The 22,412-nt window shown below is 62.8% G+C and carries 20 protein-coding genes; 14 read left to right on the top strand and 6 right to left on the bottom strand.

Annotation, left to right across the window (positions count from 1 at the left end):
• Position 1: 1 nt before the first annotated feature.
• The 9 genes from CO670_RS24380 to ugpC all read left to right on the top strand — a co-directional run bounded on the left by CO670_RS24380 (position 2) and on the right by ugpC (position 10,630).
• Positions 2-1,036 carry a Gfo/Idh/MocA family oxidoreductase gene (locus tag CO670_RS24380; RefSeq protein WP_097592594.1) on the top strand — a complete coding sequence of 345 codons (1,035 nt, stop codon included), beginning with the start codon at positions 2-4 and terminating at the stop codon, positions 1,034-1,036.
• The gene (locus tag CO670_RS24385; protein ID WP_097592596.1) at positions 1,033-2,907 is read left to right on the top strand and encodes a hypothetical protein; all 1,875 of its coding nucleotides are present in this window, start codon (positions 1,033-1,035) and stop codon (positions 2,905-2,907) included. The genes CO670_RS24380 and CO670_RS24385 overlap by 4 nt, the downstream gene beginning before the upstream one ends.
• A 138-nt stretch (positions 2,908-3,045) precedes the next feature.
• The gene (locus CO670_RS24395; protein WP_097592597.1) at positions 3,046-4,050 is read left to right on the top strand and encodes a dihydroxyacetone kinase subunit DhaK; all 1,005 of its coding nucleotides are present in this window, start codon (positions 3,046-3,048) and stop codon (positions 4,048-4,050) included.
• Positions 4,051-4,053: 3 nt separating this feature from the next.
• Positions 4,054-4,701, top strand: coding sequence for a dihydroxyacetone kinase subunit DhaL (gene dhaL, locus CO670_RS24400; protein WP_097592598.1), 648 nt, complete (start codon positions 4,054-4,056; stop codon positions 4,699-4,701).
• A 70-nt stretch (positions 4,702-4,771) separates the two neighbouring features.
• Complete coding sequence (locus CO670_RS24405) at positions 4,772-6,025, top strand: extracellular solute-binding protein (RefSeq protein WP_097592599.1); 1,254 nt, start codon at positions 4,772-4,774, stop codon at positions 6,023-6,025.
• A 191-nt stretch (positions 6,026-6,216) separates the two neighbouring features.
• Complete coding sequence (locus CO670_RS24410; protein WP_037147108.1) at positions 6,217-7,116, top strand: sugar ABC transporter permease; 900 nt, start codon at positions 6,217-6,219, stop codon at positions 7,114-7,116.
• Positions 7,113-7,997 (top strand): carbohydrate ABC transporter permease, encoded by an 885-nt coding sequence (locus CO670_RS24415; protein ID WP_097592601.1) that lies wholly within the window; start codon positions 7,113-7,115, stop codon positions 7,995-7,997. The genes CO670_RS24410 and CO670_RS24415 overlap by 4 nt, the downstream gene beginning before the upstream one ends.
• A gap of 30 nt (positions 7,998-8,027) precedes the next feature.
• Positions 8,028-9,548, top strand: coding sequence for a DUF5060 domain-containing protein (locus CO670_RS24420; RefSeq protein ID WP_097592602.1), 1,521 nt, complete (start codon positions 8,028-8,030; stop codon positions 9,546-9,548).
• An 11-nt stretch (positions 9,549-9,559) separates the two neighbouring features.
• Entirely contained in the window at positions 9,560-10,630 is a 1,071-nt protein-coding gene (gene ugpC / locus CO670_RS24425; protein ID WP_097592603.1) for a sn-glycerol-3-phosphate ABC transporter ATP-binding protein UgpC, read from the top strand.
• Positions 10,631-10,748: 118 nt separating this feature from the next.
• Here ugpC and CO670_RS24430 read toward each other — a convergent pair whose 3' ends face one another.
• On the bottom strand, positions 10,749-11,444 hold the full coding sequence (locus CO670_RS24430; RefSeq protein WP_097592604.1) for an NUDIX domain-containing protein: 696 nt from the start codon (positions 11,442-11,444) through the stop codon (positions 10,749-10,751).
• Positions 11,445-11,571: 127 nt separating this feature from the next.
• On the opposite strand from CO670_RS24430, the gene CO670_RS24435 reads away from it, so the two are divergent.
• The gene (locus CO670_RS24435; protein ID WP_097592606.1) at positions 11,572-12,606 is read left to right on the top strand and encodes an SPFH domain-containing protein; all 1,035 of its coding nucleotides are present in this window, start codon (positions 11,572-11,574) and stop codon (positions 12,604-12,606) included.
• Positions 12,593-13,531 carry a sugar kinase gene (locus tag CO670_RS24440; RefSeq protein ID WP_097592608.1) on the top strand — a complete coding sequence of 313 codons (939 nt, stop codon included), beginning with the start codon at positions 12,593-12,595 and terminating at the stop codon, positions 13,529-13,531. Before CO670_RS24435 ends, CO670_RS24440 begins: the two co-directional genes overlap by 14 nt.
• Before the next feature lie 372 nt (positions 13,532-13,903).
• Here the strand turns inward: CO670_RS24440 and CO670_RS24445 are convergent, their stop codons facing one another.
• Both CO670_RS24445 and CO670_RS24450 read right to left on the bottom strand, forming a co-directional pair.
• The gene (locus CO670_RS24445) at positions 13,904-14,284 is read right to left on the bottom strand and encodes a GFA family protein (protein ID WP_245425979.1); all 381 of its coding nucleotides are present in this window, start codon (positions 14,282-14,284) and stop codon (positions 13,904-13,906) included.
• A 678-nt stretch (positions 14,285-14,962) separates the two neighbouring features.
• Complete coding sequence (locus CO670_RS24450; RefSeq protein ID WP_097592612.1) at positions 14,963-15,850, bottom strand: hypothetical protein; 888 nt, start codon at positions 15,848-15,850, stop codon at positions 14,963-14,965.
• 295 nt (positions 15,851-16,145) lie between these two features.
• Here CO670_RS24450 and CO670_RS24455 point away from each other — a divergent pair, with 295 nt between their 5' ends.
• The 3 genes from CO670_RS24455 to CO670_RS24465 all read left to right on the top strand — a co-directional run bounded on the left by CO670_RS24455 (position 16,146) and on the right by CO670_RS24465 (position 20,795).
• Positions 16,146-17,888, top strand: a complete 1,743-nt coding sequence (locus tag CO670_RS24455; RefSeq protein ID WP_176539013.1) for an adenylate/guanylate cyclase domain-containing protein — start codon at positions 16,146-16,148, stop codon at positions 17,886-17,888.
• A 474-nt stretch (positions 17,889-18,362) separates the two neighbouring features.
• On the top strand, positions 18,363-19,442 hold the full coding sequence (locus tag CO670_RS24460; RefSeq protein ID WP_097592616.1) for a YihY/virulence factor BrkB family protein: 1,080 nt from the start codon (positions 18,363-18,365) through the stop codon (positions 19,440-19,442).
• A 69-nt stretch (positions 19,443-19,511) separates the two neighbouring features.
• Positions 19,512-20,795, top strand: coding sequence for a cystathionine gamma-synthase family protein (locus CO670_RS24465; RefSeq protein WP_097592618.1), 1,284 nt, complete (start codon positions 19,512-19,514; stop codon positions 20,793-20,795).
• A gap of 48 nt (positions 20,796-20,843) precedes the next feature.
• On the opposite strand, the gene CO670_RS24470 is transcribed toward CO670_RS24465, so the two are convergent.
• From CO670_RS24470 to CO670_RS33260, 3 genes are all read right to left on the bottom strand, one after another.
• The gene (locus CO670_RS24470) at positions 20,844-21,257 is read right to left on the bottom strand and encodes a cupin domain-containing protein (protein ID WP_097592620.1); all 414 of its coding nucleotides are present in this window, start codon (positions 21,255-21,257) and stop codon (positions 20,844-20,846) included.
• Between the two features lie 41 nt (positions 21,258-21,298).
• The gene (locus CO670_RS24475; RefSeq protein ID WP_097592622.1) at positions 21,299-22,063 is read right to left on the bottom strand and encodes an SDR family oxidoreductase; all 765 of its coding nucleotides are present in this window, start codon (positions 22,061-22,063) and stop codon (positions 21,299-21,301) included.
• The coding region (locus CO670_RS33260) for a hypothetical protein (protein ID WP_210202694.1) at positions 21,987-22,412 on the bottom strand (426 nt) is incomplete at its 5' end. The genes CO670_RS24475 and CO670_RS33260, both read right to left, overlap by 77 nt.

Raw genomic sequence — 22,412 nt, forward strand, 5'->3', positions numbered from 1 at the left:
CATGACCGGATTGAAAGGCGCGTTGATCGGCTGCGGCTTCTTCGCGATCAACCAGATGCATGGCTGGAACGATGTCGACGGTGCCGAGATCGTCGCGATCTGCGACCGCGATCCCGAGCGGCTGAGGCTCGTCGGCGACCAGTTCGGAATCGAGCGGCGCTATAGGGATGCCGAGGCGATGTTTGCCGATGGCGGCTTCGATTTCGTCGATATCGCCACGACAGTCCAGAGCCACCGCGCCCTGGTGGAAATGGCCGCGAGGAATAAGGTGCCGGCCATCTGCCAGAAGCCTTTCGCCAGGACGCTGGCGGATGCCAAGGCGATGGTCGCGGCCTGCCGGGCCGCCGGCGTGGCGCTGATGGTGCATGAGAATTTTCGCTGGCAGACGCCGATCCAGGCGGTGCGCAAGGCGCTCGATGCCGGCGCCATCGGCGCGCCCTTCTGGGGCCGCTTCTCCTTCCGCTCGGGCTACGACGTCTTTTCCGGCCAGCCCTATCTCGCCGAAGGCGAGCGCTTCATCATCGAAGATCTCGGCATCCATACGCTCGATATCGCCCGCTATATCCTCGGCGACGTCAGCGCGCTGACCGCCCGCACCAAGCGGGTCAACCCCAGGATCAAGGGCGAGGATGTCGCGACCATCCTGCTCGATCATGAGAACGGCGCCACCTCCGTCGTCGACGTCAGCTACGCCACCAGGCTGTCGAAGGAGCCCTTCCCCGAAACCTTGATCGAACTCGACGGCTCCGAAGGCACGATCCGGCTCAGCCAGGGCTACGGCCTGGAGATCACCAACGGCAAGGGCACGACCGTCATGGATGTCTCGCCGAAGCTGCTGTCCTGGGCCTCGCGGCCCTGGCACAACATCCAGGAAAGCGTCTATGCGATCGAGCAGCATTGGGTCGATCAGCTCAGGCGCGGCGCGGAGCATTCGACCTCGGGCGCCGACAATCTGAAGACCTTCGCCCTCGTCGAGGCCGCCTATGACAGTGCCGCCCGCGGCCAGACGATCGATATCCGGGCTCTGCTGCGATGACCGCCGATGCGTTCCAGCTCTACGGCACCCGCGCTGCGGAAAGGCCGCCGGTCCGCCTGACGGCGGGAAAGCTGACGGCCGATCTCGCCGACGGCAACCTTCGTACGATCCGCTACGACGGGACCGAGGTGCTGCGGGCGATTTCCTATCTCGTCCGCGACCGGGACTGGGGCACCTACAGCCCTGAGATCACAGACCTCAGGATCGAGCAAGGCGAGGATCGTTTCGAGGTCGCCTATCTCGCCCGCTGCGAGGGACCGGATGCGACGAAGCTCGTGATCGATGTGCGCATCACCGGATATCGCGACCGGCTCGATTTCGAGGCCGAAGCCGTCTCAGAGACCGGCTTCGAAACCAATCGCTGCGGCTTCTGCATCCTGCATCCGATCGTCGGCGTCGCCGGTTCGCCGGCGGCGGTCGAACATGTCGACGGCCAGATCGCGGCGACGCGTTTTCCCAATGTCATCGAGCCGTGGCAGCCCTTCAAGGATATGCGCGCCATCACCCATCAGGTCATGTCTGATGTGAGTGCGGAATGCCGGATGGAGGGCGACACCTTCGAAATGGAGGACCAGCGCAACTGGTCCGATGCCTCCTACAAGACCTATGTCAGGCCGCTTTCTTTGCCCTGGCCTTACCGGATCCCGGCCAACCAGCCCGTCCGGCAGAAGACGTCGCTCATCATCACGGATATCAGCCGTTCCGTCGCGCCGTCAGTCGCGACGCAGAGCGGAGTCATAAGGCTCGAACTTGGCATGGGGACCGGCACCATGCCGGATATCGGCGTGATCGTGACGCCCGAGGGGGCCGAGGCGACGCGCGCGGCCGCGTCCCTCCTCTCGGAGATCGCGCCCCGGGACCTGCTCTTCCATTTCGATCCCGATGCCGGGCACGGCCTCGACGCGCTAGAGAACTTCGCCGCGCTCGCCGCTCTCCATCGCGGCCGCTCGACGCTGGAGATCGCGCTTCCCTGCAAATCGTCGCCGGCGGGCGAGGCGGCCGGGATCGCCCGGCAGATGCAGCAGGCGGGCTTCAAGCCCGACGCGATCCTGATCTCGCCTTCCGTCGACCGGCAATCGACGCCGCCCGGCAGCAAATGGCCGGACTGCCCTCCCCTCGAGGAGGTCTATGCCGCGGCCCGCGCCGCCTTTCCCGGTATTCGCATCGGCGGCGGCATGCTCAGCTATTTCACCGAGCTCAACCGCAAGCGCGTGCCGGCGGGCGAGATCGATTTCGTCAGCCATTGCACCAACCCGATCGTGCATGCGGCCGACGATCTCAGCGTCATGCAGACCCTGGAAGCGCTGCCCTTCATCACCCGCTCCGTCCGCGCGATCTACGGCGACAAGCCCTATCGCATCGGCCCCTCGACGATCCCGATGCGGCAGAACCCATATGGCAGCCGCACGATGGCCAATCCGTCCGGCGGGCGCATTCCGATGGCCAACCGCGATCCGCGCCACAACGGCCGTTTCGCCGAGGCCTTCGCGCTCGGCTATGCGATCCGGGTGCTGGAGGCCGGTCTCGAATGCCTGACGCTTTCGGCGCTGACCGGTCCTTTCGGCCTGATCGCCGGTCCCGATGAACCGGTCGAGCAAGGCGGGTGGCGGCCGCTCTTCAACACGGTGCGGACCTTGTCGGCCTTGGCGGGTGCGTCCTGGCAGGAATGCCTCTCGTCTTCGCCCTCCGAAGTTCTGTCATTCGTGGCGCGGGACGCCGCTGGCGCCAGGCTCTACGTGGTCAATCTCACGGGCGAAGAACGAAGGGTCGGCGGCAGCGCATTGGCCGAAGAGCTGCGGCTCGCGCCGTTTGCGACGGCCGTCTTGCCGCTAGAACAGGATGATTTTAGGCCCGGTTGGCCTAAAATCTGAATCCTGTTCTAAATTAAAGAGTTAGAGCATGATGTCGTCCGAAAACCGCTCACACTTTTCGGCATCATGCTCTAGCGGATTGACCTCCGGCCCGCCCGCCGCATCTATGCAGTGGGAGTTCGTTCTGGGAGGATCGGCGTGAAGACGAAGAAGCTTATCAATGCAGGCGCGGATGCCGTCGATGAGATGCTGCAGGGCGTTCTCGCGGCGCATCCCGAGCACCTCTATGCCGTGGATGGCGTGCCGCGCGCCATCATTGCCAGGAACGGCCCGCGCAAGGGCAAGGTCGGGCTGGTGATCGGCGGCGGCTCCGGGCACGAACCGACATTCCTCGGCTATGTCGGCAAGGGGCTTGCCGATGCCGCCGCGATCGGCAATGTCTTCGCCTCGCCGCCGCCCGATCCGATCATGGCCTGCGCCAAAGCCGTCGATGGCGGCGTCGGCGTGCTCTTCATGTACGGCAATTATGCCGGCGACGTGATGAATTTCGACATGGCCGCGGAAATGCTGGCGCTCGACGACATCGCGGTGCGCACCGTGCTCACCACCGACGATGTTGCGTCCGCGCCAGCCGATCAGAAGGACAGGCGGCGCGGCGTCGCCGGCAATGTCTTCATCTTCAAGGCCGCCGGTGCTGCCTGCGATCTTCTCTATTCCTTCGACGAGGTCGAGCGCGCCGCCCGCCATGCCAATGCGCGCACCTATACGATGGGTGTGGCGCTCTCGCCCTGCTCGCTGCCCCAGACCTTGAAACCGAACTTCCAGATCGGCGAGGAGGAGATGGAGATCGGCATGGGCATCCATGGCGAGCCCGGCGTAGCGCGCGGGCCGCTGAAGACGGCCGATGCGGTGACCGACGAACTGATGGGCAATATTCTGCGCGAGATGAAGGCGGAGCGCGGCGATCGTGTCGCCGTGCTCGTCAATTCGCTGGGCTCGACGCCGATGATGGAGCTCTACATCATGATGCGGCGCGTCAAGGCGCGGCTCGACGAGGCCGGGCTCGTCCTCCATACCTCGCTCGTCGGCAATTACTGCACCTCGCTCGAAATGGCCGGAGCATCCGTCTCCATCATGCATCTCGACGACGAGCTTCAGCGGCTGATCGACCATCCCTGCGACTGCGCCATGTTCAGGAGGTGATCGATGGTGATCACGACCAAGGACCTGCAGCATCTCTTTGCCCTGATCGCCGCCGATATCGCGGCGCAGCGCGACCATCTCTGCGAGCTGGACGGCGCGATCGGCGACGGCGATCACGGCCTTGCCATGGATGCCGGCTGTGAGGCCGCGGCCAAGGCGGTCGCAGCACTCGACCCCGCGCAGGCTGCGCCGACAGCCGTCTTCAACGCGGCTGCAAAGGCATTCCTGAATGCGGTCGGCGCATCCTCCGGCCCGCTCTATGCAACCGCTTTCATGCGCGCCGGCGCCGCCGTCAAGGGCAGGCCGGCACTCGCGGACGAGGAGTTTGTGCGCGCTTTCGCGGCGATGGCTGAGGGCATTCGGGAGCGCGGCAAGGCCGAGCCCGGCGAAAAGACCATGGTCGATGCCTGGAAGCCCGCGGCCGATGCGGCGCTTGAGGCCTGGGCATCGGGAGCCTCCCTCCTCGAATGTCTCGATCTGGCCGAGCAGGCGGCGCGCCAGGGCTGCGAAGCGACGAGGGATATGACGGCCGCCAAGGGACGGGCGTCGCGTCTGGGAGAACGGGTGATCGGCCATATCGACCCCGGCGCGGCATCGGCCGCGATCGTCATCGCCTCCCTCGCGAAATTCGCACAGCATCGTGATGGTTAGCTCATCATACCAGTTGACATGTAAATGATCATCTGCGACAAGGGGCCGGCTTATCAAGAGGAGGACGGTAATGCTGACCCTATCCGCGAAATTGAAGACGGCGAGCATCGTCGCGATCGCCATGGCGTCTTTCGCCGCGACGCCGGTTCTTGCCGAAGACATCACGCTCTGGACCCTCAACTTCGACAACAATGCCGCCAATACGGCCTTGAAAAAGGTGGCATCCGATTTCGAAGCGGCGAACCCGGGCACGCATGTCGAGATCGTTCAGCGCGCCGTCGACGAGCACAAGACGGCGCTGCGCGTCGCGGCCGGCTCCGACAAGGGTCCCGACATCTATTTCAGCTGGGCGGGCCTCGGCCTTGGCGGCGAATATGTGAAGGCCGGTCTCTCCCTGCCCCTCGACAAGTATTACACCGAATATAAGTGGACCGACGAACTGCTGCCGTCCGCAGCCGCCTTCGCCGACCTCTATCCCGGCGGCAAGCACGGCGTTCCCTTCACCTTCAAGGGCGAAGCCGTCTATTACAACAAGAAGCTTTTCGAGCAGGCCGGCATCACCGAAGAGCCGAAAACCTATGACGAGCTTCTCGCCGCCGCCGAGAAGCTGAAGGCCGCGGGCATCCCCGCCTTCACCTTCGGCGGCACGGTCAACTGGCACGTCATGCGCCTGATGGACGTGATCCTCGAAACCAAGTGCGGCGCCGAAAAGCACGATGCGCTGAAGGCGATGACGCTGGACTGGACCAAGGAGGCCTGCGCGACGGACGCCTTCGCCGAATTCGCCAAGTGGACGAAGGACTACACGCTGCAGCCCTTCATGGGCATCGACAACAAGCAGTCCTACAGCCTCTTCACGGCAGGCCGGGCGGCGATGATGCTCGAAGGCGACTGGCTGGTCAGCCAGCTCAACGGCTCGGGTGCAAATCTCGACGATTACGGCATCTTCCCCTTCCCGACCAATACCGAGCGTCTCTATGGCTTCGCCGAGTACAATTACATCAGCACCAAGAGCAAGAATCCGGATATCGCCGCCAAGTTCCTCGACTATTTCCTGTCGACCAAGGTGCAGCAGGATCTGCTCGGCCAGCTGAGCTCGACCTCCGTCAACAAGAACGTCCAGTATGCCAACCAGAAGCCGCTCGAGGCCGAATGGCTCGGCATCTTCCAGAAATACGGCAAGGTCTACATGAACGGCGACCAGGCCTTCCCGCTCGATGTCACGACGGAATATTTCCGCGTCATCAACGACGTCGCCTCCGGCAACACCGAGCCGGCCGAGGCGGCCAAGCAGATGCAGAGCTTCATCGCCAGCAGAACCTGATTCCTCCCAAGCGCCGGCCGATCGACCACATTGATCGGCTGGCACCTTCTTTCGCGAGCCGGCTGCAAAGGCCCTGCCAGCGCATCGGCGCGAAAATCGGAATCGATTTTCGGAAAGCCCGATGCGCAGATTCAAAGCGCTACAGCGTCCTTCGCGCGTCTGAAGGACGCGCGGCGCTGTAGGAGGAAAGCATGTCACTTCGACAATCGACACATGATCCGCGCATGCAGGCGGCCATCCTGCTGGTGCCGGCGCTGGCGATCTACGCGGTCTTCGCGCTCTACCCGATGCTCAACGTCGTCATATTGAGCTTCCAGAAGTGGAACGGGCTCGATGCCAACCGGCAGTTCGTGGGCATGGCCAATTATTCGGCGATCTTCACCCGCGACCCTGTCTTCTGGGTCGCCTTCCGCAACACGGTGATCTGGACGCTGATGAGCCTGATCTTCCCGCCGCTGGTCGGCCTGTTGCTGGCGCTCAGCCTCAACCAGAAGATCTTCGGCCGCAACGGCCTGCGCGCCATCTTCTACCTGCCCGTCATCATCGCACCGATCGCCGTCGCCACCATGTGGAAGTGGATGTACGATCCCTTCTTCGGCCTGTTCGCCCAGCTGCTGACCTCCTGGGGCATGCAGGGCTGGATCAAGGACTGGCTGGGGAACAAGGATATCGCGCTCTACTCCGTCTTCGTCGCTTATCTCTGGCAGACGGTCGGCTTCTCCATGGTGCTGTTCCTCGCCGGATTGCAGAACGTCTCGCAGACGCTGGTCGAGGCCGCGCGCATCGACGGCGCCGGCCGTTGGGCCGTGTTCAAGCATGTGACGCTGCCGGCGCTGCGTCCGACGATCACCATCGTTCTCGTTCTTTCCGTCATCTCGTCGCTGAAGGCCTTCGACATCGTCTATGGCCTCACCGGCGGCGGGCCGGCCCAATCCACCCAGATGCTGGCGCTCTGGGCCTTCACGCAGGCCATGCAGATCTTCGATTTCGGCCGGGGCGCGGCCATCTCCGTCGTCCTGCTGCTGATCACCATGGCCGTCGTCATCCCCTATCTGAGATGGACCCAGAGGCATGAGGAGGTCGAATCGTGACAGCAGTGCCGAGCGATACCGCCGCCGTGGATCTCGACGTCCAGCCGTCGTCGATGAAGCGCGATCCCGTCCTGATCGGTCTCTGGATCGCGCTCGTTCTCGTGGCGCTCGTCTGGGTCGCGCCCTTCATCTTCATCGTCTTCACCTCGCTGAAGACGCCGGCGGCGGTGACGAGCACGGGCGCCTTCATGCCGCCGACCGAGCTTGCCTATGACAATTACAGCGCTGCCTGGAGCCGCGGCAATTTTGCCAACTCCTTCCTCAACAGCGTCATCATCACCGTCATCAAGGTGCCGCTCGGCCTGTTCCTCTCGGCCATGGCCGCCTATGCGCTGGCCAAGATCAGGCTGAGGATCTCGAAGGCGCTGCTGCTTCTCGTCGTCTTCGGCACGATGATCCCCTTCCAGGTGATGCTGGCGCCGCTCTTCACGCTCGTCAATTCCTTCGGGTTGATCGACACCTATCCCGGCGTCATCCTGCCCTATATCGCCTTCGGCGTGCCCTATCAGGTCTTCATCCTGCACGGCTTCTTCAAGAGCATTCCGAAGGAGCTTTCGGAAGCGGCGCTCATCGACGGCGCAAGCCATTTCACCATCTTCCGCAGGATCTTCCTGCCGGTCTGCCTGCCGGTGCTCGCCGCGCTGCTTATCCTCGATTTCGTCTCCACCTGGAACGAATTCGCCATGGCGCTGGTGCTGCTGCAGGACCAGCACATGTGGACCCTGCCGCTCGGCCTGATGTCGTTCCAGGGGCAGTTCTCCAGCAATTACGGCCAGCTCAACGCCGCGATCGTCATGACCGTGCTTCCGGCGACGATCGTCTATCTCATGTTCCAGCGCTACTTCGTCTCCGGCCTCACCTCCGGCGCCGTCAAGGGCTGATCGCGAAATCATTTTACGAGGAGAGACAGAATGTCCGATGCAGCAGTCGAAAAATGGGGCGTGTTCGAGGCCGCCTTCGAAGGGCCCGCCGGCGGCAATCCCTATCTCGACGTGGCATTCGATGCCGTCTTCACCCATAAGAGCCGCGAAGTGCGGGTGCCGGGATTCTATGACGGCAACGGCACCTACCGCATCCGCTTCATGCCAGACAGCGAGGGCGAGTGGTCGTTCAGGACGCGGTCGAAGACCGCGGCACTCGACGGCAGGACCGGCACTTTAGCCGCGACCGCCCCTTCATCAGGCAATCACGGCCCGGTGCGGGTGCGCAACAAATTCCACTTCGCCTATGCCGACGGCACGCCCTTCCTCTCCTTCGGAACGACCTGCTACGCCTGGACGCACCAGCCGCTCGACATGCAGAGGCAGACGCTGGAGACGCTGAAGAAGGCCCGCTTCAACAAGATGCGCATGGGCGTTTTTCCGAAGGATTATCCCTATAACGTCAACGAACCGCTGCATGCCTGCTTCGAGCGCGGCGCGGACGGCAAGGAAGATTTCAACCGCCCGAACCCTGCCGCCTTCCGGCATTTCGAACAGCAGGTCGCGGCTCTCTGCGGCCTCGGCATCGAAGCCGATATCATCATCTTCCATCCCTATGACCGCTGGGGCTATGCCGACATGTCGGCCGAGCAGGATTTCCGCTATGTCGAATATCTCGCCGCGCGTCTTGCCGCCTACCGGAACGTCTGGTGGTCGCTCGCCAACGAATATGACTTCCTGATCGACACCAAGCCGATGGCGCAGTGGGACCGTTACTTCCACATCCTGGAGGAAAACGATCCCTACCAGCACCTCCGCTCCATCCATAATGGCGACGTGACGGCGAATTTCGATCACCGCAAGCCGTGGGTCACCCACACCTGCATTCAGAACCCCGACGTCAAGCGCACCCAGGAATGGCGCAATGCCTATGGCAAGCCGGTCGTCAACGACGAGCCCGAATATGAGGGCGACATCCTGCAGTCCTGGGGCAATCTCCATGCCGGGGAACTGGTGCACCGCTTCTGGATCACCATGGCGCGCGGCGGCTATGCCGGCCATGGCGAGACCTATTCCCATCCGGAGGATCTGATCTGGTGGGCCAAGGGCGGGGAACTGCGCGGCGAAGCCTGGAAGCGGATCGGCTTCCTGCGCGATCTGCTGGAGGCCGACGTCAAGCACGGCCTCGAGCCGCTCGGCGTCATCGGCGAATGGCCCTGGTCGCGCGTGTCGGGCGCGCGTGACGGCGACGGCGATTTCCGCCTGATCTATTTCGGCGAGCATCAGCCGGTCGTCTGGTCCACCGGCCTGCCGGTCGATGGCGACGATTACGATGTCGATATCATCGACACCTGGGAGATGACGATCACCCCGGCCGAGAAGGTGGCCGCACCCGTTCCGCATCCGACGCGCCACGGCTCGGTCGTGCGCGGCGGCAAGCCGGACGCCGCCTTCGGCGTGAAAATCCCGCGCAAGCCGTTCCAGGCGCTGCGCGTGCGCAGGAAACGTTGAGAGGTAAGTCCATGTCTGGCTTGAGCATCAGAAACGTCAAGAAATCCTTCGGCGCGGTCGATATCATCCACGGCGTCGACGTGGAGATCGCCGATGGCGAATTCACCATTCTCGTCGGCCCCTCCGGCTGCGGCAAGTCGACCTTGCTGCGCATGATCGCCGGTCTTGAAGACATCACCGGCGGCGAGATCAGCATCGACGGGCGGGTGGTGAACGATCTGCAGCCGAAGGATCGCGACATCGCGATGGTCTTCCAGAACTATGCGCTCTATCCGCAGATGACGGTCTCCCAGAACATGGGCTTTGCGCTGGAACTTGCCGGCGCGAAGCGGCCCGAGATCGAGAAGAAGGTCGGCGAAGCGGCCGCGATCCTCGGCCTGCAGCCGCTGCTCGACCGCAAGCCGGCGCAGCTTTCCGGCGGCCAGCGCCAGCGCGTCGCCATGGGCCGCGCGATCGTCCGCGATCCGAAGGTCTTCCTGTTCGACGAGCCGCTCTCCAATCTCGATGCGAAGCTGCGGGTGAAGATGCGCGCCGAGATCAAGGCGCTGCACCAGCGGCTGAAGACCACGATCGTCTACGTCACCCATGACCAGATCGAGGCCATGACCATGGCCGACAAGATCGTCGTGCTGCATGGCGGCCGCGTCGAGCAGATCGGCAGCCCGCTGGAGCTCTACGACAAGCCGCGCAACATCTTCGTCGCCGGCTTCCTCGGCTCCCCCGCCATGAATTTCCTCGAAGGCACCATCGCCGATGCCGGCAGCCCGGCGCTGGCATTGAACGGCGGCTCGCGCGTGAAGCTTTCGCGCGCTCCGGCCCATTCCGCCAACCGGCCGCTGACGCTCGGCATCCGTCCCGAAGACATCGCCTTCGGCGGCGAGACCGGCGTCGATGCCGTGGTCAAGGTGGTCGAACCGACAGGATCGGAAACCCATGTCGCCGTCGACGTCGACGGCAGGGAACTGACCTGGGTGGTGCGCGAGCGTGTCGATCTCGCCCCGGAACAGCCGGTGAAGCTCTCCTTCGAAACGTCGAAGGTGCATTTCTTCGACCAGCAGACGCAGCAGCGTCTCAGCGCCTGATCCCGCGGAAGGGCTCTAAAGCACGTCGCGATCTTTCAGATTCGCTCCCCGTGCTTTAGGTCTTTATTTTCCCGCGTGTCGTTATCGCAAAACCGCGCACACTTTTGCGCGACACGCTCTAAATCCTTCGGTCGAAGAGCGCCAGTGACTGGGCGTCCTTCAGGCGAAACATCTGGGCGGGCCGATTGCTCGCCCGGCGCATTTCGCCCTCGACCGGCTCCAGGAAATCGGCCTCGGCCATGCGCTTTCGAAAGGCCGATTTGTCGAGCTTGCGGCCGAGCAGGGTCTCATAGACCGATTGCAGCTCGCTCAAGGTGAAATGCACCGGCAGCAGATGGCCGGGCAGGCTCGAATATTCGACCTTGCTCCTGATGCGGCCGATCGCCTCCTTCAGCAGGGATGCATGGTCGAAGGCAAGGGACAAGCCGACGCCCTCGCCCTCGATCGGCCGCCATTCGGCCTCCCCGGCAAGCGCATCCTGCCGTTCGGCGACATCATCGGCTGATAGCAGCGCGATATAGACGATGCTGATGCTCCAGCCCCGCGGGTCGCGGTTGCGGCTGCCCGTGCTTTGCAGCTGTTCGAGATAGGGCGTTTCGACCCCGGTCTTTTCCTTCAGCACGCGACGCGCCGCAGCCTCCAGATCCGCATCCTCGTCGATATGGATCCAGCCGCCGGGCAAGGCCCAGCCGCCGGAGAAGGGCGCGTTCGCCCGCCGCACGAGAAGCACGGAGAGACCCGCCGGCGACAGCGAGAAGATCGCGAGATCGACGGTCGCGATCGGTTTGAAGGCGTCATTGTCATGCGATGTCATGATGCGAACATAGCATGTGATAGTCTTAGTGTAAATCTTCAACTAAGTTAGTTGACATTTATCACTAAGTCATGTTTTCTCCATTCCGACACGAGCAGGGGCTCGCGCCAGGAATAAGGAAACGGTCATGTTCGGACTGCGCTTCATCAAGACGGAACCCACGCAATACGTCATCCAATATCAGAACGGCACCGCCATCCGCGAAGGCGCGGGCCTCGCCTTCTGGCATTTCGCGCCGTCGAGTTCGCTCGTGCTGGTGCCGACGGCGAGCGTCAACGACCCCTTCATCTTTCCGCTGGTGACGTCGGACTTCCAGGAAGTGACCGTGCAGGGGCAGATCACCTACCGTATCGCCGAGCCGCGCCGCACGGCGGCACTGCTGAATTTCACGCTCGACCGCAAGGGCCGCTATGTCTCGGAGGATCCGCAGAAGCTTTCGACCCGGGTGATCGACCGCGTGCAGGTGGCGATGCGCGCCGAGGTGCAGATGCTGTCGCTGAAGGAGGTTCTTGCCTCGGGCGAGGCGCTCGTCGCCGGCGTGGCGGAAGCGCTCAGGGTACACCCGACGATCGAAGCGCTCGGCCTCGAAATCCTCGGCCTGTCGCTGCTCGCCGTCATGCCGAAGGCCGAGACGGCGAAGGCGCTGGAAGCGCAGGCCCGCGAGGCCCTGCTCCGCCAGGCCGACGAGGCCATCTACAGCAGGCGCAATGCCGCCATCGAACAGGAGCGGACGATCAAGGAAAACGAGATCGCCACCGAGATCACACTGGAGAACAAGAGGCGGCAGGTGCGCGAGGCGCAGATGGAAGCCGAACGCGCCGTGCAGGAACGGCAGCTGCAGATCCGGCGGGAGGAGATGGCCGGCAAGATCGCGCTGGAAGAGCAGAACCGCGATCTGGTGACGCTTGCCGCGACCAACGCCAAGGCCGAGGCAGATGCCCAGGCCTATGCCCTGACGGCGATGATGAAATCCTTCGAGCAGGCCGATCCGAAAGTGCTGCAGGCGCTCGCCTCGGTCGGCATGAAGCCCGGCCAGCTGATGGCGCTCGCCTTCCGCGACCTTGCCGACAATGCGACGAAGATCGGCCAGCTCAACGTTTCGCCCGATCTTCTGCGCGAGATATTGCAGCCGCAGGAGGGCAAGGATCGTGCCGGCCTCTGACGAACGCAAGATCATCCTGGTCGTCCGCCCGACCCGCCTCGACGAACTCATCGCCCGGTTCAACACGGTGCAGCAGGCGCAGTTCTATGTCGAACATCTCGGCGCCGATTTCAGCGATTACCTCGCCGAGAAGAAGCGCTACGAAACGGCGATCGCCGAGGTGGAGGCGAGCCTGCGCGCGGTCGCCCGCGTCCAGCGCCTCGACCGCCGCTACCTCCCGAACTTCGTCTTCGGCCCCGACGATGTCGTCGTCGTGCTCGGCCAGGACGGGCTGGTCGCCAATACGCTGAAATATCTCGACGGCCAGCCGGTGCTCGGCGTCAACCCCGACCCGATGCGCTGGGACGGCCTGCTGCTTCCCTTCAACCCGAAGAGCCTTCCGAGGGTGATCGGCGAGGCGCTGAGGAATAAGCGGCCGATCAAGCGCGTCAGCATGGCCAAGGCGACGCTGAACACCGGCGCCGTCATCCACGCGGTCAACGACCTCTTCATCGGCCCGCAAAGCCATGTCTCGGCCCGTTACCTCCTGCAGGCCGAGGAGCGCGAGGAACGCCAGTCCTCCAGCGGCATCATCGTTTCGACAGGCATGGGCTCGACCGGCTGGCTGAAGAGCCTCTATTCCGGCTGGCTCGGAGCCGCGAGCGCCCTCGGCCTCGAACCCACCGAGCGAACGATCGACATGTCGTTTGCCTGGGACGCCGACTACCTGCGCTATTTCGTTCGCGAACCCTTCCCCAGCCGCACCACCGGCACCACCATCGTCGCCGGCCTCGTATCCCAGGACCAACCCCTGACCATCGTCTCCGAAATGCCCGAACACGGCGTCATCTTCAGCGACGGCATCGAGGCGGATTTTCTGGAATTCAATGCCGGGACGCGGGCGGTGGTGACGCTGGCGGAGAGGCAGGGGTTGCTGGTGGTGTGAGGGGGTGGGATAACGAATTGATTTTGTTTTCGTTGGTTGCGTTGCAGAAGTGATATAAGGGTTTGTTTCCGTCGCTGCCGTTTGTCATATTTTTGCTTGGTCGCGTTTCTGCGACCGCCGCACGACTCGTATCAGTTGATGAACCCACCCCGCGAGAGCATCAGTAGCGAAGGAGGCGATACGCGTGCTTAAGAGAGCCTCGTCCCGAGGTGCGGAAGCCGAAGGCTGGAACCTCGAAGGATGAGGCGGGTGCGCCGGTGTTCATTCATGCAAGGAGCAGCGTTGCGGCATGTCCTCAGAGGCTCCGCCCTATGGGCTGCGCGCCTCAGAATGAGGAAGGTTGGAGGATGCCGCGCCGATGCTCTTGAGACTTCAGCTGCGGGGCGGCCGGTCATCGATAGCAACGGCCGGCGAAACCAGTCCGCGCTGTGCATGCTTCATACCGTCGGGAAGCTGGAACCAGTCATGCCTGGATTGTTCGTAGACGGAAACCAGGGGTGCAGGAAATGTCGGGTCCGCGAAAGCGCCGACGGCGACGACGCAAAGATCCGGGTTGAAATCGCCCTCCCAATATAATGAGGTTCCGCAGTTCGGGCAGAAGTGGAAACGGACCTTGCGCCCTTCCGCGCCGTCGCGTTCGAAGAGCTTGCGCTCTCCCTCGATCGTCACCTCGGCCTTCTCGAAGATCGCACCGCTTCCCGCCGCAGCGCCCGTTCTGCGCTGGCAGTCGCGGCAGTGGCATAGGCTGACCATGAGCGGGTCACTTGCCGTCTTCGCGCGGAGGGATCCGCAGTGGCATTGCGCAAGTCTTTCCATGTTCTCGCTCGCTTGCTCGCTGTTGGTTCTGTTCGATGTCCGCTGGGCATCCGATCAGAGATGTCGGAGGGTATAGCGCCTGGCGCTCAGGAGAGCCCGACCTGAGGTGCTCGAAGGGAGGGCGGAAGCGCTGGTGTTTTTCGGAGGGGCAGAAGCCTGGCGCGGGAGACGGCGCCGGGCTTCAATAGTGACCGACAGCATGGGAGGAGGAGTGCTGTCCATCGGACCGACGCAGCCTGGGAGAGGTACGGCGCGTCGGCTCGCTACGAGGTAGGGAGGCAAGGCGGCGAATTCAAGCCGCGGTGTCGATATCGTACAGATGTTGCTGCGGGCGCGGCGCCGTGTCGGGATTGGGCGCGGCGTTGTCCGCGGACAACGTGCCAGATGCGCTTGCCGATCGATCCGTGGATGTGCCTCAATTCAATAGCACTGCGTGAAGGAGGCTCGTCGTGCGGCCTTGGATCATCAGCCGATTAAACGAGCCTATCCGCCTCGGATCGCGAGCCGCTGATCTCAATTCCCGTCACTCCTGCCGCTTCAGTCCGGCGTTGGGAGGAGCGTGTCGAAGTCGATACTGATGCAGCCTCGATTGCGGCACTCTTTGACGAATTGCCGCTAGGAAGGGCAACATAGACCCTTTTTTATCTTGTCATCAACATCCGTTCCCCGAGCCTCCATAACGAAATTTCGCCAGGGGCATCTGTTCGATTTTAGTGCCCTCGAGGACGGGCCAATGGCTCGATGTGATGAGTGTCCCTTTCCGCTCGGCCGAAACTCATAGTCACATAGCCAGGGAAGAGCAGTGTCGACTCGTCCGTCGGTCATTGGCTCTGACGTCACCGACAAGGTAATGGAATTCAATGAAACTCCAGGTCCAAAGAATTCTTCCAGCTCGGATGGCTTCACATCTCGGACCGTGGTCGGATCATTGATGTCGGTAAATGTGATCAGGCGAGGATATTGTTTTGGTGTCAGCCTTTTTGTCTCTGCGATGAGTTGAATTCGATTAAGGGAACGTGCGTACTCGTCTCGATCAGCTAATCGAGGTGGCGGGCTGGCGAAGAGCGTGACCGCCAGTTCTGTCGCGGCATCGTCAACCAGCGCAAACAGATACTTATTCGGCGCCACCTCCAATGTAACAGCTTCCCCGGTGAGTTTGTGCGGGCCACCGTGCCCGCCTCCCGAATCGCCGATTCTGAACCATTCAGGTGGCATATCCCAACTTGCGGCGGTCACCGAACTGCCGGTTACTGTCCCATCAGGAGTCTCAACCGACAGCGTAAGCTTCTGCCGCCAACTCCAGTAGCGGAAGCCAAATAGGTTTCCCTCCCAATAATAACTGGCCATCGCGCCGAGGATGAGCACTCCAATGATGCTGAATAGCATAAACACCCTCACTGTGTGCTCCTCTGCAATCAAATTAAAGTGGCCCCAATCTACGATCGAAATCTGAATGGAACCGAAATGTAATAGAGGGATGGTCTCTGTGGTGAAGCGCGCCATGAGTCCGTGAATCTCGATTTTCTCCTCTCCAATCTGCTGCAGCCTCTCGCGTAACCCAGCGAGCTTCTATGAGTCGGCACGATCCAGCTGATCTCGAAAACGATCGCTCCGTTGTCCGCGGACAACCGGCTGAATCGACCCTTCTCACATCCGTGTCATGCAGCCGCTGTTGCCGATCAACGTCTCGGTTCGCTGCGCCGTCGCAGGTCGGCGCGGCGATGAGCTTGATGGGGAGATCTATAGGTCGCCACCCGCTTGTGTGTTAACGTTCGGCGCGGCGTCTTGTGAGGGGGCCATGGAGAGGAAGCTTGCGGCCATCCTTGCGGCTGACGTCGTTGGATATTCGGCGTTGATGGAGCGTGACGAGACCGGGACGTTCGAGCGTCTCGTCGGGCTTCGAAAAGAACTGATCGAGCCGGAAATCGCGAAGCGGCGCGGCCGTATCTTCAAGCTCATGGGCGATGGGTTGCTCGCCGAGTTCGGCAGCGTTGTCGATGCCGTCGAATGCGCGGTATCTCTGCAGGGCGCGCTCAAGGAGCGCAACGCGGAGGTGAAGGAGAATGAGCGCCTCGAATTGAGAATAGGGCTCAATCTCGGCGAAGTCATCGTCGATGGCGACGACTGTTATGGCGATGGCGTCAACGTGTCGGCGCGTTTGCAGCAGCTCGCCGATCCCGGCGGTGTCTGCATCTCCGGCAAAGTCGCGCGTGAGGTCGAAAAGACGCTCGCCTTCGGGTTTGAGGCGATGGGTGAGCAGCAGGTCAAAAACATTGCCGAGCCGATCACGGTTCACCGTCTCGTGCAGGAAGGGACCTCCCCGCAGGAACGGCTCTCCAGGCCGCCCGCCCTGCCGAATAAGCCGTCGATAGCCGTGCTGGCCTTTGCGAATATGAGCGGTGATCCTGAGCAGGAGTATTTTGCCGATGGGTTGGTCGAGGATGTGATCACCAATCTCTCCAAGATTCCGAGCCTGTTCGTCATCGCGCGAAATTCCACCTTCGCCTACAAATATAGGGCGACCGATGTCAGGCAGATCGCCAGGGAGCTTGGCGTCCGCTATGTGCTGGAAGGCAGCATCCGGCGCGTGGCAAGCCGGGTGCGCATCAGCGCGCAATTGATCGAAGGGAAGGATGCCACCCATATCTGGGCCGACAAGTTCGAGGGTGCGGCCGAAGACATTTTCGATTTGCAGGATCAGTTGACCGAGCGCATCGTCGGGACGCTCGAGCCGACGATCAGGCGTGCGGAGATAGAGCGGGCGCGCCGCAAGCGGCCTGATAGCCTGGACGCCTATGATCTATTCCTTCGCGCATTGCCGCACAGCTATGCCAACACCCCCGCGGAAACCAACGAAGCATTGCGGCTGCTGGCCGAAGCTTTGCGTCTTGATCCCAACTATGCCGCCGCGCACGGTTATGCCGCCTGGGGCTACGAGCAGCGCTTCCTGCGCGGCGGCTTCGATCCCATGGATAGGGCCGCGGCGCTCAGCCACGCCGATGCGGCGCTCGCCACCGGCTCGGACGATCCGCAGGCTCTGTGCCTCGGAGCCTTCGTCCTCGCCACGATCACCCATGACTACGAGCGTTCGATCAATGCGCTCGACAGGGCTTTGATGCTGGACGGCAATTCGTCGCTCGCCTACGGGCTGAGCGCGATGGTGCATATGTTCAACGAGACCTATGACCGGTCCCGAGATCACGCATTCAAGGCCCTTCGGCTCAGTCCGCTCGATCCGATGAACTATCATTCCTATCTCGCATTGGCCTGGGTCAGCCTGTTTACCGGCCGCTTCGAGGATGCCGTGAAATACTCGGCCCTTGGAATTCAGGTAAATCCGGGTTTCAGCATTCTTCACGCCAGCCTGGTGGCAAGCTACGCCAATCTCGATCGTCTGGAGGCTGCGCGCGCGGCCGCCGCGCGATTGCTGAAGATTGCGCCGGACTGGACGATAGGCGGTTTCGTGCGAATGGATGTCGTGCGGCCGCAGCTCATGAAGGGGCTGGCGTCGGCGCTGCGCAAGGCCGGACTTCCGGAATAAGGATTCCCGGCCTGACCCTCATCATGCATCGGTCGGATCCAGCCGCTCGGGCGCCAGGGATAGTAGGGGCGGCCGTCCTGCCGGGGCCATGTTTGTCGTGGATAACGCTATTGCTGACGGACCTCGCCGGCAGCGATATTGATGTGTGCAGGCACTTTTTCGCTTGCCGGAATTCAGGCCGGATCGCGGTTTTTCGGCAGAATTCCGCCTCCAAGGACCTTGAAAGCGCCAACCGGCAGCTCGGTCGACTTGATTCCTCACGCAGCAGTAACGAAACCAAAGTCCAATTTTGGTTCCGTACCGTAAATCTATTCCAGCAAAATCAGCAGCTTACAATTTGCAAAACTCTCGCGGTCCCGGCCTGGTCAGGGCGCCGAGGCCCCTCCCCCGCAGCAAATCTCCGCGAGAAAGCAATGGCTTGCATCCTTTAGCGGCGCCCGGCGTTATCCACGCAGCAAATCGGAGGATAGGGTAATGGCTGATGCGCTCCAGCTCAAGAGGTTCTCCGTCGCCGCGACGGTGATGGCAGCGGCGATTGGTGCGTTTGTCGTGCTGCAGGCAAGGCAGCGCGGGTCGCAGGGGCTGCCTGCCGCGGCCGGCTGGAGCGGTGACGATCACGGGCGCAGCGCGGCGACCCCCGAGGCCATTCCGATGAGCGGTCTTCGCGACGTGTTCTGGCGCGTCTTCCATGAAATCCTGCACGACCGCGTCACGCTCATTGCCGCCGGCGTGACCTTCTATCTGCTGCTGGCGATCTTCCCGGCGCTGGCGGCGCTCGTCTCGCTCTACGGGCTGGTTGCCGATCCCGTCACCATCTCCGAACATCTGCGCGAGCTCGCCATTCTCTTGCCGCCCGGTGCCTTCGATCTTCTCGCCGATCAGATCAAGGCGCTCGTCGAAAACCGCGAAAGCACGCTCGGCCTCACCTTCTTCGTCGGTCTCGCCATCGCGCTCTGGAGCACGCACAACGGCACGCTCGCGATCTTCGACGCGATGAACGTCGCCTATGAGGAGGACGAGAAGCGCAGCCTCGTGCGGCTGAACCTGATCGGCTTCTGTTTCACGCTATGCGCCATCTTCTTCGCCGTCCTCATGGTGGCGCTGGTCGGCGTGATGCCTGTCGTGCTCTCCTATCTCTGGCTCGACCAGTTCAAGGAGCAGATGGCCCTTCTCTTGAGATGGCCGCTGCTGCTGTTCGTGGTGGCGGCGGCCGTCATGCTGGTCAACCGCTTCGGCCCGAGCCGCGAGCCGGCGAGAGTACGGTGGATGACCTGGGGTGCGGCCCTGACGGCGCTCGCCTGGGCCGCCATGTCGCTCGGCTTCTCCTTCTATCTCGAGCATTTCGCCAATTACAACGCGACCTACGGCGCGCTCGGCGCGCTGATCGGCTTCCTCATCTGGATCTGGCTTTCCGTCGTCATTCTTATCGTCGGCGCGGAGCTCAACGCCGAGCTGGAGCACCAGACTGCGCGGGACACGACGACGGGCCATCCGCTGCCGATGGGCGCGCGCGGCGCCTATGTCGCCGATACTTTGGGCGAGACGGTGAACTGATGCGCTCTCGGTGACTGCGTTTCGAATTGATGTATCCTACTTCAGGTTGGTTCGACAGAGGAGACGATCATGACCGCCCCGCATCCTTCCAAAACCCATATCGGCAATCACGCGCTGCATCCCGAAACGCAGATGCTGAACTACGGCTACGATCCCGAACTCTCGGAAGGGGCGGTCAAGCCGCCGGTATTCCTGACCTCCACCTTCGTCTTCAATACCGCCGAGGACGGCAAGGATTTCTTCGACTATGTCTCGGGCCGGCGCGAGCCGCCGGCCGGCAAGGGCGCCGGCCTCGTCTATTCGCGCTTCAACCATCCCAACAGCGAGATCGTCGAGGATCGCCTCGCCGTCTATGAGCGGACGGAAAGCGGCGCGCTGTTTTCCTCAGGCATGGCGGCGATCGCCACGACCCTCTTCGCCTTCGTGCGGCCGGGCGATGCGATCCTGCATTCGCAGCCGCTCTATGGCGGCACGGAAACCCTGCTGGCAAAGACCTTCCTCAATTTCGGCGTCGCCGCCGTCGGCTTTGCCGATGGCGTCAGCGAGGGATCGGTGCAGAAGGCGGCGGAGGAGGCGATGACGAAAGGCCGCGTCTCCGTCATCCTGATCGAGACGCCGGCCAATCCGACCAACAGCCTGGTCGATGTGGCGATGATCCGCCGTGTCGCCGATGCGATCGGCGCGAAGCAGGGGCATACGCCGATCGTCGTCTGCGACAACACCCTGCTCGGGCCTGTCTTCCAGCGGCCGATCGAGCATGGCGCGGATATCTCGCTCTATTCGCTGACCAAATATGTCGGCGGCCATTCCGACCTGATCGCCGGCGCCGTCCTCGGCCGCAAGGCTGTGATCAAGCAGGTCAAGGCGCTGCGCGGCGCGATCGGCACGCAGCTCGATCCGCATTCCTGCTGGATGCTCGGCCGCTCGCTCGAAACGCTGCAGCTGCGCATGGAGCGGGCCAACAGCAATGCCCGGGCGGTGGCCGATTTCCTGCGCGATCACCCCAAGGTCGAGAGGGTGCATTACTTGCCCTATCATGATCCGGACTCGCCGTCCGGGCGCACCTTCGCCGCCCAATGCTCCGGCGCCGGCTCGACCTTCTCCTTCGATATCCGCGGCGGCCAGGCGGCCTCGTTCAAATTCCTGAATGCGCTGCAGGTCTTCAAGCTCGCCGTCAGCCTGGGCGGCACGGAGTCGCTGGCAAGCCACCCGGCCGCCATGACCCATTCCGGCGTGCCCGCCGAGATAAGGGAGCGGATCGGCGTGCTGGAATCGACGATCCGCCTGTCGATCGGCATCGAGCATCCGGATGATCTGATCGCCGATCTGGAGCTGGCGCTGCAGGCGGCCTGACGCCGCGCGGGGAAACGATGCCCGGCGGCGCCGGGCATCGCGGGCGGCTTACTTGTCGTCGATCGTCAGTTCTTTCTCTGTGGTGTCCAGCACGAAGACCGCCAGCAGTTTCGCCGGCTCGGTCTTGCTGGCATTGGCGCTGACGCTGTGGTGGTCGCCGGGAAATTCGGAGAAGCTTTCTCCGGCCTTATAGGTCTTCTCCGGGCCTTCGTTCACGGCGCTGCGGATCGCCCCCTCCAGAACCGTGGCATAGATGAAGGCCGAGTCGGGATGGGTATGGCCGGGCGACATGCCGCCGGGCGCATATTCCACCAGCACGGCCTTCATGCTCTTGCCGGGCACATTGGGAAGCTTCTGGTCGTAGACGACGGTGATTTTCGCTCTGTTGTCCTTGGCCTGCGCTTGCGTGCCGGCCGCCAAGACGAGGGCGAGCGCCGTCGCCGAGATGATCTTTCCGAGCATGTCTGGTCTCCTCCGTTGATGGGACAGGTGCCGCTTTGCGATCAGGCACTCTTCTTCTGGGGCGGCTGCTGGCTCAGCCAGTCCTCGAAGCGGATCCGGCCGAGCCGCGCATTGGCGCCGGCCACGAGCGAGTCGTCCTCGAGTTCGACGCCGAAATAGCGGGCGTGCGGATCGGTCACCACCTGGCGCGGATCGTTCGTCGCTTTGAACAGGCGCGTCACGATCTCGGTGAGGCGGATCTTCTCCGGCCCGCCGATTTCGATCGTGCCGTTGACGGGTGCTGCAAGCGCCACGTCGGCCATGACGTCGGCAACGTCGTCCGAGGCGATCGGCTGCAGATAGGCCGGCGACAGATGCGCGGTCTGGCCGAGCGTGTTGGATTGGGCGATCCCGGCCATGAACTCGTGGAACTGCGTGGAGTGCACGATCGTATAGGGAATGCCGGAGCCCTTGATCAGCTGTTCCTGCGCCATCTTGGCGCGCATGTAGCCGCTGCCCTGCAGCCGCTCCATGCCGACGATCGAAAGCGCAATATGATGCTTCACACCGGCGTCAGTCCCTGCCTTCAGCAGGTTGCGGCCTGAGGTCTGGAAGAATTCGAGAACCGCCTTGTCCTCGAAGGAGGGCGAGTTCGCGAGGTCGAGCACCACTTGAGCGCCCGCCAGCGCTTCGGCCAGACCCTTGCCGGTAATGGTGTCGACGCCCGAATTCGGCGAGGCGGCCAGAACCTCATGCCCCTTCTTGCGCAATCTCTCCACGGTCTTCGAGCCGATGAGGCCGGTGCCGCCGATAATGACGATCTTCATGGATAGTCTCCTTGTCCGCTGTGAGGTTTTCCTCTGTTGACTGGAAGATGGCTGCCGAAATCGCCTCCTCGGCGAGGCAGGCAATTTCATCGGTATGGGCCCTCACCGCGCGAAATTCCGGTTGCGGGCGGTCGCCACCGATGCGCAGGAGAATGCGCCGGATCGCAGCGGCGAACCATTCTCCCTGCGTCGCTGTCACCCTATGCGAAGGCAGTAGGGCGGCTGGCCCTGCGGTCGGAAACGTCTTGCGGAAATGGAGGAGACCTGCGTCGAAAGGCATCGCGAGGGACGGAGGCAGGGCGGCTTGGTCTCTTCTCCCCTCGGGGAGAGCGACTGTCTTCGTTGTCAA

Source organism: Rhizobium sp. J15, from assembly GCF_002531825.1.
Classification (GTDB): domain Bacteria; phylum Pseudomonadota; class Alphaproteobacteria; order Rhizobiales; family Rhizobiaceae; genus Rhizobium.

Excerpts from the sequence above, each read along its gene's own strand:
- CO670_RS24380 (WP_097592594.1), top strand. The coding sequence starts at position 2 with ATGACCGGATTGAAAGGCGCGTTGATCGGCTGCGGCTTCTTCGCGATC.
- CO670_RS24385 (WP_097592596.1), top strand. The coding sequence starts at position 1,033 with ATGACCGCCGATGCGTTCCAGCTCTACGGCACCCGCGCTGCGGAAAGG.
- dhaL (WP_097592598.1), top strand. The coding sequence starts at position 4,054 with ATGGTGATCACGACCAAGGACCTGCAGCATCTCTTTGCCCTGATCGCC.
- CO670_RS24405 (WP_097592599.1), top strand. The coding sequence starts at position 4,772 with ATGCTGACCCTATCCGCGAAATTGAAGACGGCGAGCATCGTCGCGATC.
- CO670_RS24410 (WP_037147108.1), top strand. The coding sequence starts at position 6,217 with ATGTCACTTCGACAATCGACACATGATCCGCGCATGCAGGCGGCCATC.
- CO670_RS24420 (WP_097592602.1), top strand. The coding sequence starts at position 8,028 with ATGTCCGATGCAGCAGTCGAAAAATGGGGCGTGTTCGAGGCCGCCTTC.
- ugpC (WP_097592603.1), top strand. The coding sequence starts at position 9,560 with ATGTCTGGCTTGAGCATCAGAAACGTCAAGAAATCCTTCGGCGCGGTC.
- CO670_RS24430 (WP_097592604.1), bottom strand. The coding sequence starts at position 11,444 with ATGACATCGCATGACAATGACGCCTTCAAACCGATCGCGACCGTCGAT.
- CO670_RS24435 (WP_097592606.1), top strand. The coding sequence starts at position 11,572 with ATGTTCGGACTGCGCTTCATCAAGACGGAACCCACGCAATACGTCATC.
- CO670_RS24445 (WP_245425979.1), bottom strand. The coding sequence starts at position 14,284 with ATGGTCAGCCTATGCCACTGCCGCGACTGCCAGCGCAGAACGGGCGCT.
- CO670_RS24450 (WP_097592612.1), bottom strand. The coding sequence starts at position 15,850 with ATGGCGCGCTTCACCACAGAGACCATCCCTCTATTACATTTCGGTTCC.
- CO670_RS24455 (WP_176539013.1), top strand. The coding sequence starts at position 16,146 with ATGGAGAGGAAGCTTGCGGCCATCCTTGCGGCTGACGTCGTTGGATAT.
- CO670_RS24460 (WP_097592616.1), top strand. The coding sequence starts at position 18,363 with ATGGCTGATGCGCTCCAGCTCAAGAGGTTCTCCGTCGCCGCGACGGTG.
- CO670_RS24465 (WP_097592618.1), top strand. The coding sequence starts at position 19,512 with ATGACCGCCCCGCATCCTTCCAAAACCCATATCGGCAATCACGCGCTG.
- CO670_RS24470 (WP_097592620.1), bottom strand. The coding sequence starts at position 21,257 with ATGCTCGGAAAGATCATCTCGGCGACGGCGCTCGCCCTCGTCTTGGCG.
- CO670_RS24475 (WP_097592622.1), bottom strand. The coding sequence starts at position 22,063 with ATGAAGATCGTCATTATCGGCGGCACCGGCCTCATCGGCTCGAAGACC.